Source organism: Pseudomonas sp. GD04158 (genome assembly GCF_029834875.1).
Taxonomy (GTDB): Bacteria; Pseudomonadota; Gammaproteobacteria; order Pseudomonadales; family Pseudomonadaceae; genus Aquipseudomonas; species Aquipseudomonas hydrolytica.
Map to the genome: position 1 here is coordinate 34,812 of NZ_JAODYT010000034.1, position 12,957 is coordinate 47,768.

General features: G+C 67.9%; 10 protein-coding genes and 1 pseudogene. 6 read left to right on the plus strand and 5 right to left on the minus strand.

The features are described 5' to 3' along the window. Positions 1–918: 918 nt before the first annotated feature. Both dut and coaBC read right to left on the minus strand, forming a co-directional pair. A complete protein-coding gene (dut, locus tag N7333_RS14255) occupies positions 919–1,374 on the minus strand; it encodes a dUTP diphosphatase (protein ID WP_012020141.1) in 456 nt (151 codons plus the stop codon). Positions 1,375–1,376: 2 nt separating this feature from the next. Then, positions 1,377–2,585 (minus strand): bifunctional phosphopantothenoylcysteine decarboxylase/phosphopantothenate--cysteine ligase CoaBC, encoded by a 1,209-nt coding sequence (gene coaBC / locus N7333_RS14260; RefSeq protein ID WP_129483670.1) that lies wholly within the window; start codon positions 2,583–2,585, stop codon positions 1,377–1,379. A 140-nt stretch (positions 2,586–2,725) separates the two neighbouring features. Between coaBC and radC the strand changes: the two genes are divergently transcribed. Further along, entirely contained in the window at positions 2,726–3,400 is a 675-nt protein-coding gene (gene radC / locus N7333_RS14265; RefSeq protein ID WP_129483669.1) for a DNA repair protein RadC, read from the plus strand. A gap of 53 nt (positions 3,401–3,453) precedes the next feature. Here radC and N7333_RS14270 read toward each other — a convergent pair whose 3' ends face one another. Next, positions 3,454–5,031, minus strand: coding sequence for an ABC transporter substrate-binding protein (locus N7333_RS14270; RefSeq protein WP_129483668.1), 1,578 nt, complete (start codon positions 5,029–5,031; stop codon positions 3,454–3,456). Between the two features lie 344 nt (positions 5,032–5,375). On the opposite strand from N7333_RS14270, the gene rpmB reads away from it, so the two are divergent. The 3 genes from rpmB to N7333_RS14285 all read left to right on the plus strand — a co-directional run bounded on the left by rpmB (position 5,376) and on the right by N7333_RS14285 (position 7,271). Next, entirely contained in the window at positions 5,376–5,612 is a 237-nt protein-coding gene (rpmB, locus tag N7333_RS14275) for a 50S ribosomal protein L28 (protein ID WP_003242523.1), read from the plus strand. Between the two features lie 10 nt (positions 5,613–5,622). Continuing rightward, the gene (gene rpmG / locus N7333_RS14280; protein ID WP_003242516.1) at positions 5,623–5,778 is read left to right on the plus strand and encodes a 50S ribosomal protein L33; all 156 of its coding nucleotides are present in this window, start codon (positions 5,623–5,625) and stop codon (positions 5,776–5,778) included. 278 nt (positions 5,779–6,056) lie between these two features. Next, positions 6,057–7,271: an HDOD domain-containing protein gene (locus N7333_RS14285; protein ID WP_129483667.1), complete on the plus strand. Its 1,215-nt coding sequence runs from the start codon at positions 6,057–6,059 to the stop codon at positions 7,269–7,271. On the opposite strand, the gene N7333_RS14290 is transcribed toward N7333_RS14285, so the two are convergent. Both N7333_RS14290 and N7333_RS14295 read right to left on the minus strand, forming a co-directional pair. Next, positions 7,256–10,138, minus strand: coding sequence for an EAL domain-containing protein (locus N7333_RS14290; RefSeq protein ID WP_129483666.1), 2,883 nt, complete (start codon positions 10,136–10,138; stop codon positions 7,256–7,258). The genes N7333_RS14285 and N7333_RS14290 overlap by 16 nt on opposite strands. Before the next feature lie 183 nt (positions 10,139–10,321). Then, positions 10,322–11,380 carry a fatty acid desaturase gene (locus N7333_RS14295; protein ID WP_129483665.1) on the minus strand — a complete coding sequence of 353 codons (1,059 nt, stop codon included), beginning with the start codon at positions 11,378–11,380 and terminating at the stop codon, positions 10,322–10,324. 103 nt (positions 11,381–11,483) lie between these two features. Here N7333_RS14295 and N7333_RS14300 point away from each other — a divergent pair, with 103 nt between their 5' ends. Together N7333_RS14300 and N7333_RS14305 are read left to right on the plus strand one after the other, a co-directional pair. Then, a complete protein-coding gene (locus N7333_RS14300; RefSeq protein ID WP_129483664.1) occupies positions 11,484–12,497 on the plus strand; it encodes an AraC family transcriptional regulator in 1,014 nt (337 codons plus the stop codon). Next, positions 12,494–12,957, plus strand: a pseudogene (locus N7333_RS14305) (pyridine nucleotide-disulfide oxidoreductase); the annotation flags it as partial. The gene N7333_RS14300 and the pseudogene N7333_RS14305, both read left to right, overlap by 4 nt.

The following is a 12,957-nucleotide window of genomic DNA, read 5'->3' on the forward strand; positions in this document are numbered from 1 at the left end:
TGCATCGCGCCTTGCACCAGCATCAGGGCGATCAGCGCACCGCCGAGGGCGAGCAGCGCGGCCAGGCCGAGCAGCAGTGGCGGTACACCGCCGCCGGTCAGGCCCGGGCCGGGGGTGAAACTGATGGTCCAGTACGGGCTGCCGGTGGGAAAGGTCTGCGCCGCGCCATCGCCCGCCTGGCCGCGTTGCAGCAGGACCTGCGCCGGGGTGTTGGCGAACTGCTGCACCAGCTGCACCTGGCCGAGCTCGGCCGGCAGCGGCGGCAGCGCGGCGAGCAGACGCTGCAGGTCGACGGCCAGCAGCAGAGTGCCCTGCGCCGGCTGGTTGTCGCCGAGGCGCAGCGCCACGGCGCTGTAGGCCAGCCAGCGTTGGCCGACGCGGTACGCCTCGACTGCCGGTTGTTGCCCGCTTTCGGCGCGGCGCAGCATGTCCAGGCCGGCGAAGTTCATCGGCGCGGGGCGGCTGGTGTTCTGCACCGCCTCGCCGCGGCGATTGAGGTGAGCATCGACCACGCCGTCCCAGTAGCCCAGGCGCCGCTCGGCATCGCCGATGCGCAGGCTGTCGGCGCTTTGCAGGGCTTGCAGCAGATCAGGGTTACGCGCGGCGGCGAGGCTGTCGGCCTGCAGCTGCTTCAGCGCCTGCTGCACGGCGGCGGCCTGGCTGCTGCCGATGGCCTGCGCCAGTTCGGCCTGGCGTGCCTGCTCGCTGTTGCTCTGGGCGAGCCAGAGCAGGGCGCCGCCGGCGGCCACGCCGATCAATGCGGCCAGCAGGCCGGGCAGCAGTGGGCCCAGCGAGGGCTTGGCCCGCTTGCTCTCGGGCAGGTCGGGAGCAAGGCTGGAAAGGGTGTCGGCTTCCTTGGCGGTACGCTTGAAGAGTTTCACGCAGGTGCTCCTCGGCGGGTCCTGTGGGGAATGGGGGTCAGTGGCTGCCGGAGTGGCCGAAACCGCCGGCGCCGCGTTGGGTCTCGTCGAACTGCTCGACCAGTTCGAAATGCGCCTGCACCACCGGCACCAGCACCAGCTGCGCGATGCGCTCGCCGATGGCGATGGTGAATGGCGTGTGGCCGCGGTTCCAGCACGACACCATCAGCTCGCCCTGGTAGTCCGAGTCGATCAGGCCGACCAGGTTGCCGAGCACGATGCCGTGTTTGTGGCCGAGGCCCGAGCGCGGCAGGATCATTGCCGCCAGGCCGGGGTCGCCGATGTAGATCGACAGGCCGGTGGGGATCAGCACGGTCTGGCCCGGCTCGAGGACGATGTCCTCCTTGAGCATGGCGCGCAGATCGAGGCCGGCCGAGCCCGGCGTGGCGTATTGCGGCAGCGGGAATTCCTGGCCGAGGCGAGGGTCGAGGATCTTGGCTTGCAGAGCGTGCATGGTCAGTTCTTGTTCAGTCGTTCGGCGATAAGGGTGACCAGCTGACGGGCGATCTTGCCCTTGCTGGTCTGGGCGAAGCTGGTTTGCTGCAGCTCGCGGTCGATCACGGTGATGGCGTTCTCTTCACTATTGAAGCCGATGCTGGGGTTGGCCACATCATTGGCAACGATCAGGTCGAGATTCTTGTCACGCAGCTTGCGCGAGGCGTACTCCAGCAGGTTCTCGGTTTCCGCGGCGAAGCCCACGCTGAAGGGGCGATCGTCACGGCCGGCGATGGTGGCGAGGATATCCGGGTTGCGCACCATTTGCAGGAGCATCCCTTCGCCGCTGCTGGGGTCTTTCTTCAATTTGTGCTGGGCGACCACTTCCGGGCGGTAGTCGGCCACCGCGGCGGCGGCGATCAGCACGTCGCAGGGCATGGCGGCCTCGCAGGCGGCGAGCATGTCGCGGGCGCTGACCACGTCGATGCGGCTGACCCGATCCGGCGTCGGCAGGTGTACCGGACCGCTGACCAGGGTGACCCGCGCGCCCGCCTCGGCGGCCGCTTCGGCCAGGGCGAAGCCCATCTTGCCGGAGCTGTGGTTGGTGATGTAGCGCACCGGGTCGATGTTTTCCTGGGTCGGGCCGGCTGTGATCAGGATATGCAGGCCATCGAGCGCCTGGCGCTGGAAGCAGTCGGCCGCCAGCTGGGCGAGATCGTTGGGCTCGAGCATGCGGCCGAGGCCGACATCGCCACAGGCCTGGCTGCCGGATGCCGGGCCGAACAGGCGCATGCCGCGGTCTTGCAGCAGTTCGAGGTTGGCCTGGGTGGCGGCGTCGCGCCACATGGCCTGGTTCATGGCCGGTGCCAGGGCGATGGGGGCATCGGTGGCCAGTACCAGCGTGGTCAGCAGGTCATTGGCCACACCCTGGGCCAGGCGTGCGATCAGGTCGGCAGTGGCCGGGGCGATGAGAATCAGATCGGCCCAGCGCGCCAGTTCGATATGGCCCATCGCGGCTTCGGCGGCGGGATCGAGCAGGTCGAGATGAACCGGGTGGCCGGAGAGCGCCTGCAGGGTCAGGGGAGTGATGAACTCGCGGCCGCCCTGGGTCATGACCACGCGGACTTCGGCGCCCTGATCCTTCAGCCGGCGAACCAGTTCGGCGCTCTTGTAGGCAGCAATACCGCCTCCCACGCCGACGATGATGCGTTTGCGATACAGCCGCTGCATAGGCCTGCCTTTTATATACCGGTGGATGTGCGCCACGTGACCAACGCCTCCCCAGGCCGGCCCCGTGTAAAAAGATGGGCTACGATAGCACAGCGCCCGCAGCGGAGCAGCGGGCGCTTGGCTCGACATGGAGGTGCCCGATGAGCATTCGTGACTGGCCCGCGGCGGAGCGTCCGCGGGAAAAACTCCTGGCGCAGGGCGCGGCCGCGCTGACCGACGCCGAACTGCTGGCGATCTTCCTGCGTACCGGTGTGTCCGGCTGCAGCGCGGTGGATCTGGCGCGCCGGCTGCTCGCCGAGTTCGGCAGCCTGCGTGCGCTGCTCGAGGCGGAGTTGCCCGACTTCAGCCAGCACTTGGGCCTGGGCCCGGCCAAGTACGCGCAGCTGCAGGCCGTGCTGGAGATGGCCAGACGGCACCTGGCTGAGCGGCTGCGTCGCGATTCGGCGCTGGAAAGCCCGCAGGCCGTGCGCGATTACCTCAAGGCGCAGCTGCGCCATGAGCCGCACGAGGTGTTCGGCTGTCTGTTTCTCGATGCCAAGCACCGCGTGCTGGCCTTCGAAGTCTTGTTTCGCGGCAGCATCGACAGCGCCAGCGTCTACCCGCGGCAGGTGGTCAAGCGAGCGCTGGCCAACAATGCCGCGGCCGTCATCCTCACCCACAATCACCCATCCGGCATCTGCGAACCCAGCCAGGCCGACCGCGTGCTGACCCAGCGGCTCAAGGATGCGCTGGCGCTGGTGGAAGTGCGCGTGCTCGATCACTTCATCGTCGGCGACGGCGAGCCGCTGTCGATGGCCGAGCAGGGCTGGATGTAGGGGCGGCGCTCCTGCGGTGCGTAGGGTGGGCTTTAGCCCACCATGATGATGGCTCAGGGAGCCATCTGCACCGAGGCAAAATTCTGCCGGCCAAAGGGACTGACCTTGTAGCCCTGCACCTTGTCGCTGAGCAGCGCGAAGGCGGTGGGATGGGCCAGCGGCAGCCACAGGGCCTGCTCCTGAATGAGCGTCTGCGCCTGCTGATACAGACGGCTGCGTTCGGCCTGGTCGCTGCTGGCCTTGCCATCGGCGATCAGCTTGTCCAGCGTCGCGTCGCAGTAGCGGGCGAAGTTCAGGCCGGATTCGACCGAGGCGCAGGCAAATTGCGGGGTGAGGAAGTTGTCCGGATCGCCGTTGTCGCCGGCCCAGCCCATGAACAGCAGATCATGCTCGCCAGCCTTGGCGCGGCGGATCAGCTCGCCCCACTCGATCACGCGGATTTCGGCGGCGATGCCCACCTTGGCCAGGTCGGCCTGCAGCAGCTGCGCGCCGAGGCTGGGGTTGGGGTTGAGCAGGCTGCCGCTGGGGCGTGTCCAGATGGTGGTCTTGAAGCCTTCGGCCAGACCGGCTTCGGCCAGCAGGGCGCGGGCCCTGGCCGGGTCATGGGCATAGCCGGGCAGCTCGCGGGCAAAGCTCCAGGTATTGGGCGGGTAGGGCCCGCTGGCCGGCTCGGCGCTGCCCTCGAACACCGCCTTGACGTAGCTGGCCTTGTCGAAGGCCAGGTTGATGGCCTGGCGTACCTGCGGCTTGTCTAGCGGCGCATGCTGGCTGTTGATGCCGACGAAGGCGGTCATGAAGGCCGCGGTCTGTGCGCTTTTCAGCCTGGCGTCGCCGGCGATGGCCTGCACGTCCTGCGGCTTGGGCGACAGGGTGATCTGGCATTCGCCGCGGCGCAGTTTCTGCAGGCGTACGGCGCTGTCCGGGGTGATGGCGAAGATCACCCGGTCCACGCCCGGCTTGCCGGCGAAGTAATCGGGATTGGCGCGGTAGCGCACCACGGCGTCCTTCTGGAAGCGCTCGAAGACGAACGGGCCGCTGCCTACCGGTGCGCTGTTGAGCTTCTGCGGTGTGCCGGCGGCCAGCAGCTGGTCGGCGTACTCGGCGGAGTAGATCGAGGCGAAGCCCATGCTCAGGGTGGCGAGGAAGGTGGCATCGCGGCGGGACAGGGTGATGCGCAGGCTGTGCGCATCCGGCGCTTCGAGCTTGGCGATCAGGCTCGGCCACTGCATCGACTGGGCGTGCGGGTAGCCGCTGGCGGCGACCTGGTGCCAGGGGTGCTTGGTGTCGAGCATGCGCTGGAAGCTGAACAGCACGTCGCGGGCGTCGAGTTTGCGGCTGGGCGTGAAGTCGGCGCTGTGATGAAATGGCACGTCGTCACGCAGCTTGAAGTCGTAGACCAGGCCATCGGCGGAGATCGACCAGCTGCGCGCCAGGCTCGGCAGCAGCTTGCCCTGCTCGGCGTCGAACTCCACCAGGCGGTTCATCAGCATGTCGGCCGAGGCGTTGGTGGTGGTCAGCGAGTTGTACTGCACCACGTCGAAACCCTCCGGGCTGGCTTCGGTGCAAACGCTGAGGGTGGCGGCCTGGGCCAGTATCGGGGTGCACAGCAAGGTGGCGAGCAGCAGGCGCATGGCGAACTCCTTGTTCCCGGTGGGACGCTAAGCTTGCAACCCTAGTCGATTTGCGCGGGCATGAATACCGAAACAAGGCGACGAGCGGTCGAGCGCGAGCGAAGGCCCATGGTCCCGGCCCCGGAGGGCGAGCGGCCTATGCCGATGCGTTTTCTCCCGCGTTTTCCCTTGTTGCTCCCAGGGCTTTCTGGTATAAAGCAGCGCTCTTTTCTAGGGGCCCGGTTCTTGCGCTGTCCAGTGCGCCCGGTAAGACCCTCGAGAAACGCGGCGCCGAGCGCCAATGACATTGAGTTTAAGCGGCCAACCCATGCCGGGTTGGGCATGTGGTTTTAGAGGGCTGAGGCATGTCGAGAGTCTGTCAAGTTACCGGTAAGGGTCCGGTAACCGGGAACAACATTTCCCACGCAAACAACAAAACCCGTCGTCGTTTCCTGCCGAACCTGCAGCACCATCGCTTCTGGGTCGAGTCCGAGAAGCGCTTCGTGCGTCTGCGCGTATCCGCCAAGGGCATGCGTGTGATCGACAAGCGTGGCATCGACGTAGTGCTGGCCGAGCTGCGCGCTCGCGGCGAAAAGGTTTAAGGAGAGAGTCATGCGTGAACTGATCCGTTTGGTGTCCAGCGCCGGTACCGGCCACTTCTACACCACCGACAAGAACAAGCGCACTACCCCTGACAAGATCGAAATCAAGAAATACGATCCGGTCGTACGCAAGCACGTGATGTACAAGGAAGCCAAGATCAAGTAATTGATCGGCTGCCTGTCGAAGAAGCCCGCCCCTACCGGCGGGCTTTTTTGTTGCGGTTGCCCGCGCTCATCGCGCTGCGCCTGAGTCATTGCCCCGGCGGACAAGGCCCGCGCTGCGCCATTTTTTGCGCAACTCGACCATCTGCGACTTACGCCCCGCAAAGCCGCGGTTTAGACTGCGCCGTTGCCATGGAACTGACTCATCCATCAGCTTTGCCGCGGATGTGGGCGCATGCGGGTTCGGGCACCCTCCTTTACGTCGTTCGCCCAGAGGCACGCATGACCGCTGCAGTTCATTCCGTGGAAGTTCTGATCGCCGAGGCCGATCCCTGGACCTCCAACCTGCTCCAGCAACTGGTGCTGGACGTGCGCGGCGACGCCCGCGTGCTGCAGGTCAGCGATGGGCAGGCGGCCCTGGCCCGTTGCAAGCGGCGGCTACCGGATCTGGTGATCGCCGACGGCGAGCTGCCCGGGCTCGATGGCGTGGAACTGCTGCGCCAACTGCGTCGCCATCCGCGTACCCCGGCGCTGCCCTTCGTGCTGATCAGTGGCCGCCTCGACGCGCAGAGTGTGCGCGCCGCGCGGCCGCTGGCGCCGAGCGCCTATCTGGCGAAGCCGTTCAACGCCGAAAGCCTGCGTCAGCGCCTGCATGCACTGCTGCCCGCTGCCAGCGGGACGGTCTCGCTGCGCCCGGCGCTGCTGGTCAGCGAGCTGCGCGAGTTCCTCGACACGGTGCGCGAGGAGGGGCAGGGCGCGCCTCTGCTCAGCGATGTGCGCAACGCCGTGAGCCAGGGGCTGCAGTCCGGCGAGCAGGACCTGGGCGAACTGGAGGCGGTGTTCGGTCGTGATCCGCAGATCACCGCACTGCTGATCGCGGCGGCCAGCACGGCGGCGCAGCACCAGGGCGTGCCCTGCCAGACCCTGGCGCAGGCCCTGCAGCGTCTGGGGGTGGCGCGTACGCTGAATCTGGTGCTGGGCCTGGCCCTGCAGCGCAATGCCCAGCTGCGCGATCCGCGTCTGGCCGAACTGGCGACGCGTGCCTGGCAGCAGGCGCGTCGCAGTGCCGAGCTGGCGCGCTGGCTGGCCGGGGAACTGAAGCTGGATGCCGAGCTGTGCTTCACCGCCGGCCTGTTGCACAACCTGGGCGAGTTGGCGTTGCTGCGCAGCCTGCAGGACTGGCTGGAGGCTGGCGGCGAGCTGAACGACGAGCAGATCGATGATGCCATGCGCCAGCGTGCGGCCAGTTTCGGTTCGGCCCTGCGCATCCGCTGGCGTCTGCCCTTCGGCCTGCGCGAGTTGATCGCGGCGTTCTACGGGCTGGGCAGCGGGGTATTTTCCCGCGAGGCGCTGGTGCTCAATCTCAGCGGCCTGCTGCTGGCGCTGCCGGCCAGCGAGCAGCCGACGAGCCTGGCCGAGGCGCGCTGCGTACGCATGTTGCGGCTCGACCTGGGCCTGCTCGAGCGCCTGCCGGCCGAGCTCTACCAGGCTTCCTGAGTGCCGCGGCTGCGGGCGTCGTCGGCCAGCTGGCGCAGCGGCTGCGGGCGGCCGACGAAGTAGCCCTGTGCGTAGTCGATGCCGAGCCGGCGCAGGCAGTCCAGGCTGGCCTGGGTCTCGACGAACTCGGCAACCGTGAGCAGGCCGAGCTGGCTGGCGATCTGGCGCATCGAGCCGACCATGGCCTGGTTGATCGGGTCGGACTCGATGCCACTGATAAAGCTGCCGTCGATCTTCAGGATATCCAGCGGCAGGTGACGCAGATAGGCGTAGGAGGCGAAGCCGCTGCCGAAGTCGTCCAGTGCCACCTTCAGGCCCTTGCTGCGCAGCTCGTCGATCCACTGGGCAGACACGCCCAGTTCGCCGAGGGCGACCATTTCCGTGACTTCGATGCACAGCTTGCCGGGCGGCAGCTGGTGCCGACTCAGCTCCTGTTCCAGCAGTTGGTGAAAGGCGCTGTCGAGCAGCGAGCTGGCGCTGAGGTTGACGTTGACCTGGGCCAGCTGCGCCAGATGACGCGGGTTGGCAGCCAGCCAGGCGCACAGGTGCTGGATCACCCAGCGGTCGATGGCGCCGAGAAAGTCGTAGCGCGCTGCCGCGTCGAGGAACTGCGCCGGGCTGACCCATTCGCCGCTCGCCGGGTCGCGGTAGCGCAGCAGCACCTCGTAGTGCAGGCCGCTGGCGGCGCTTTGCAGGGCCTGTACCGGCTGGAAGAACAGCTCGAAGTGACCGCGCTCGCAGGCTTCGCGCAGGCGGGTGATCCATTGCAGCTGGCGTTGATGCTCGAGCAGTGCGCCATCTTCCGGGTTGAACTGGCACACGCGGTTGCGGCCCTGGTGCTTGGCCAGCTGACTGGCGCTGCTGGCCCAGGTCAGCGCGGTTTCCCAATCGCGCACGCCGGAGCCGAGGGCAAGCAGGCCGATGCTGGTGTGCAGGCGGAAGGGCCGTCCCTGCCAGGTGAAGACGAACTGCTCGACCGCACGCCGCAGCGCCTCGGCCTGCTTGAGGGCCGCTTCGTCGTCGACCTCGCGCAGCAGCACGGCGAACTCGTCGCCGCCGACGCGGGCCAGCTCGGCATGGCGCGGCAGCTGGTGGCCGAGCTGGGTCGCCAGCTGGCGCAGCAGCTGGTCGCCGGCGGAGTGACCGCAGAGGTCGTTGACCTGCTTGAAGCGATCCAGGCTCAGGTGCAGCAGATGGCTGAAGCGGCGCTTGGCGGTGCCGCCCAGCGTCTCCGACAGCAGCCTCTCCAGTTCGCGGCGATTGAGCAGGCCGGTCAGCGCGTCATGTGCGGCCAGTTGCTGCAGGCGTTCTTCCAGCGCGCGGCGCTCGCTGAGATCGACCACTATGCCTTCGATGCAGTCTCGCTGAGGGCGCAGATGCAGCGACAGGTAGACCCACAGGGGGCGCTGGGCCAGGTCGTGCAGCTGGCATTCGCAGCTGACGGTACCGGCCTGGGTGTCGAGCTCCTGCAGCAGCTCGCGCCACTGCGCCTCGCCCAGCAGGCGCTGCAGCGGCAGGCCGACCAGCTGGGTGGCCGGCGTATCGCCGCCGAGCAGGCGTGCCAGGCTCGGGTTGGCTTCCAGCAGCCTGCCGTCGCGGTCGCAGCGGAAGATGCCCTCGCCGCTGTGGCGGAACAGCGCCTGGTACTGCTCCAGGTTGTCGATGGCCTGCGCCTGGCTGCTCAGCAACACCCGGCGTACACGCTCCAGCTGCTTGTCGAGCAGGGCGCCGAACAGCAGCATGCTCAGCGCCGGCAGGTAGGCATACAGCGCATAGAAGCCTGGCGGCAGCGGAATCAGGCCGACCCGGCTCAGCGGCACCAGCAGCATCAGCACCAGCGCCGCGCTCCAGCACAGCAGATAACCCGGCGCGTAGGGTCGGCGCTGGTAGACCCCGAGGCACATCACCAGCAACTGGTAGAGGCCGGTGCAGAGGATCAGCAGATTGAGGGTCTGGTAGGTATAGGCATGGCTGATAGCCAGGCCGCCCAGACACACCAGCAGCACCGCGGCGAACAGCGCGTCGCGCAGCCAGCGCAGGCGCCCCAGCTCCAGGCGCAGGGCGCTGGCGAGAAACAGCGAGCTGAAAATCAGCATGCCGGCGGTGGTCAGGTTGACCAGCCACTTGGGCAGCAGTGGCCACTGCGGCCAGAGCAGCCCGCTGAGGTTGTACAGGCTGACGTTGTACAGCGCCACGCACAGCGCCGTCAGGCTGAAGTAGGCCAGCTGCGGCTCGCGCAGGGTGCTGTACTTGAGCAGATAGAACAGCGCCAGGGCGAGCAGGGCGCCCACCAGCAGACCGCTCTGCAGCCAGCTGTGGGCGATCAGTTGCTGACCCTGCTGCGCGCCGACCAGCTGCAGCGGCAGGGTGATCGCCGAGTGGCTCTGCACGCGCAGCAGCAGGTTGTGCGGGCCTTCGCCCAGACGTGGCAGGCTGATGAGAAACTGTGGATAGGGTTCGCCGCGCTCGTTGAAGGGGCGCAGCGAGCCGCTGTACAGCGGGCCGAGCGGTTGCTGATCGGCGAACAGCCAGATTTCCAGATCGTCGAGGAAGGTCTGGCCGACGATTAGCTGCAGGCGTTCGGCCGGCGGCGCCTGCAACTGCACGGCCAGCCACCAGGCGCTGCGTGAGTAGCCGATGCGCGGTGTGCCCTGTACCGGCCGACCTTCGCGGCCGATGCGCTGCAACACCTCGCTGGCGGTGAGCTGCGCGCCGGGGTCCTCCAGCAGCAGGCTGTGCTCGATGCTCACCGGCGTGGTCAGCTGCTCGTTGCTCAGCTGCAGCAACGGCAGCGCGTCGTCGGCCCGGGCCGTGACGGCGCAGGTCAGCCAGAGCAGAACGAGCAGTGAGCGGAGCAGGTGAACCATCCAGGGCGCCTCAGAAGCCACTTCGAGGGCGCCTCAGTCCGGCGGACGCTGTTCAATCGAGGGAGCGGTCGGGCGCGCCTGAATTCTAGCCGACTGCTGGCGCTGTGATTGCGCGGCGGGTCTCATCCGCCGTGCCCGGCGACGAATGACGTGCGCATGAGACCCTGGCGCGACGCGCGATGCTCAGGCGGTGCTGGCGCGTTCCTGCTGCGTCCGGGCGCGACGGGTCCAGCGATTGGCGCGGGCGAAGGTGCCGAAGTCGTTGAAGCGCACGCCCATCTCGCGCATCACCCGGTGGGCGAAGGGCACGGTGAGCTGGCGGATGTAGAAGGGCTCCTTGACCACGAAATGATGGATCGCGTGGCTGCTGCCGAAGTTGAAGCAGAACGCCTGCAGCGGCCACAGCCACCAGGGGTTGAGCACCTGGGTCTGCTGGATCACGTTGCCCGGTTCGACATCGCCGTAGTAGTGCATGTTGGAGCTGACGAAGTGCAGGCAGAAGGTGCGCAGCACGTTGGGTCCGACCAGCACCACCACGGCGACGTTCACCACCTGCATCACGCTCAGCGTGGTGGCCGACCAGGCGATCGGGGCGCCGAGTGCGGCGGCGGTCCAGTCGAGCAGATGGAAGCCGAGGAACAGGTACCAGGTCGCCCAGTTGAGCAGCCCCAGCGGCGCGTAGACCTTCAGCGTGCGGGTGAGGATCAGCCGGCGGTGTTCGGGGTTCTTCGCCCGCAGCCAGCGGATGAAGGAGCTCATCATGTTGTCGCCCACCATCAGCAGGCGCGCGATGCCCCAGGGTTCGCCGTTGGTGATGGCGCGCTCTTCCATGTCGGCTTCGCTGCCGGAGACCTTGTGGTGGTTCAGGTGCAGGTGGCGGCGCACCCAGGGGTTGATGGTGCTCGGTCGCGCCAGCCAGACCAGCGCCAGCATCAGGTTGTGCGGCAGCGGCTGCTTGCGGAAATACATCGAGTGGATCAGGTCGTGCTCCAGCTCATGGGTCAGCGAGGCGAAGAAGGCGTTGAGCAGCAGGCAGGCCCACCAGGGCAGATGACCGCCGATGTACAGCGCGGCCGAGCCGATCATGCCGCACAGGGCGAAGGCCAGGATGCCGGCGCCGAACGCGTCCTGATGCTGGAGAATGGGATAGCGCTGGCGCAGGGCGTTGCCATGGGCCATCACCTGCTCGCGGATATGTGCGGCGCGTTGCTGGTCATTAAGGCTTGCGGGGGAGGGGGACATGCCGACATCCTCTTGTCATGGGGCCGTGACCTCACTGTGCCGCGACGACCGTCGGTGCGCCCGACCGAGCACGCCAACCTGCCTACCGGATACGCCAATCTGCATGACTGCCGAACCCACCACCCTGGCCAGCTGGACGCGCGCTTTGCGCAAGCAGCTCGACGCCCTCGGCCTGGACAGCGCCGCGCTGTGCCGCGCCGCCGGCCTCGACCCGGCGCTGCTCGACGATCCCAACGCGCGCTGCCCGCTATCGGTCACCACCCGCCTGTGGCAGCTGGCGGTGGCGGCCACGGGCGACCCGGCGCTGGGCCTGAAGACCTCGCAGTTCGTCAGCCCGACCACCTTTCACGCCCTGGGCTACGCGCTGATCGCCAGCAGCAGCCTGCGCGAGATGTTCGAGCGCATCGTGCGCTACCACCGGGTGGTCAGCGATGCGCTTGAGCTGGAGCTTTGCCGGGTGGGCGAGGTCTACGAATTCCGCTTTCGCGTGCCGCCGGGCAGCCCGCCGCCGGCTCCGGAGGCGCTGGATGCCTTCGCCGCGATCTACGTGCGCAGCTGCCGCAACCGCCTGAGTCGTGACTTTTCGCCGTTGCTGGTGCAGTTGCAGCGTCCTCGGCCTGCCGACCCGGCGCCCTGGCAGGCGGTGTTTCGCGCGCCGCTGCAGTTCGATGCCGCAGAAAGCCTGCTGCGCTTTCCTTGCGCCGCCTTCGAGCAGCGTCTGGATGACGGCAATCCCGAGCTGGCCGAGCACAACGAGGCGGTGCTCAAGCGCAGCCTCGAACAACTGCAGGTGGCCAGTTACAGCGAGCGGGTGCGCAGTTGTCTGGAGGCCCGCCTGCCGGATGGCGAACCGTCGGCCGAACGCATCGCCCAGGCCCTGCACCTGAGCCTGCGCAGCCTGCAGCGCCATCTGGCCGAGGAAGGCACCAACTACGAGGCGCTGCTCGGCGACACCCGCCACGCCCTGGCCCTGCGCCATATGCGCGATCCGCGCTGCTCCATCAGCGAGATCGCCTACCTGCTGGGGTTCAGCGACAGCAGCAGTTTCGGTCGTGCCTTCAAGCGCTGGACCGGGCAGACGCCGAGCCAGTACCGCGACGGATCGAGAAAGCCATGAGTCGCTACGACCTGCTGCTGGCTGGAGCCGGCCACGCCCACCTGGGTGTGCTGCGCCGCTGGGCGCTGGTGGAGCGGCCGCCGGGACGCATCGGTGTGCTCGCGCTCGGCCCCGACGCCTGGTACGCCGGCATGCTGCCGGGGCTGATCAGCGGCCGCTTCAGCGAGGCGGACTGCCGCGTGGAACTGCAGCCGCTGTGCCGCGCGGCCAAGGTGGAGCTGATCGAGGGCGAGATCGCCGCGCTGGATGCCGATGCCCGCGTGCTGCACCTGGTAGATGGGCGCAGCCTTGCGGCCGAGTGGTTGTCGCTCAATGTCGGTGCCGGCATGGCCATACCGCCGCAGCAGGGCGATGCCATGCAGGTGCTGGCGGCCAGGCCCATCGGTGCGCTGCTCGAGGGCTGGCGGCAATGGCAGGCCGAGCCACGGCGCATGGCCATCCTCGGCGGCGGCGCGGGAGG

What these genes read in the sequence shown, in the direction of transcription:
- rpmG (WP_003242516.1), top strand. Translation starts at nt 5,623, where the DNA reads ATGCGTGAACTGATCCGTTTGGTGTCCAGCGCCGGTACCGGCCACTTC.
- dut (WP_012020141.1), bottom strand. Translation starts at nt 1,374, where the DNA reads ATGCACGCTCTGCAAGCCAAGATCCTCGACCCTCGCCTCGGCCAGGAA.
- N7333_RS14300 (WP_129483664.1), top strand. Translation starts at nt 11,484, where the DNA reads ATGACTGCCGAACCCACCACCCTGGCCAGCTGGACGCGCGCTTTGCGC.
- N7333_RS14295 (WP_129483665.1), bottom strand. Translation starts at nt 11,380, where the DNA reads ATGTCCCCCTCCCCCGCAAGCCTTAATGACCAGCAACGCGCCGCACAT.
- coaBC (WP_129483670.1), bottom strand. Translation starts at nt 2,585, where the DNA reads ATGCAGCGGCTGTATCGCAAACGCATCATCGTCGGCGTGGGAGGCGGT.
- N7333_RS14290 (WP_129483666.1), bottom strand. Translation starts at nt 10,138, where the DNA reads ATGGTTCACCTGCTCCGCTCACTGCTCGTTCTGCTCTGGCTGACCTGC.
- radC (WP_129483669.1), top strand. Translation starts at nt 2,726, where the DNA reads ATGAGCATTCGTGACTGGCCCGCGGCGGAGCGTCCGCGGGAAAAACTC.
- N7333_RS14285 (WP_129483667.1), top strand. Translation starts at nt 6,057, where the DNA reads ATGACCGCTGCAGTTCATTCCGTGGAAGTTCTGATCGCCGAGGCCGAT.
- N7333_RS14270 (WP_129483668.1), bottom strand. Translation starts at nt 5,031, where the DNA reads ATGCGCCTGCTGCTCGCCACCTTGCTGTGCACCCCGATACTGGCCCAG.
- rpmB (WP_003242523.1), top strand. Translation starts at nt 5,376, where the DNA reads ATGTCGAGAGTCTGTCAAGTTACCGGTAAGGGTCCGGTAACCGGGAAC.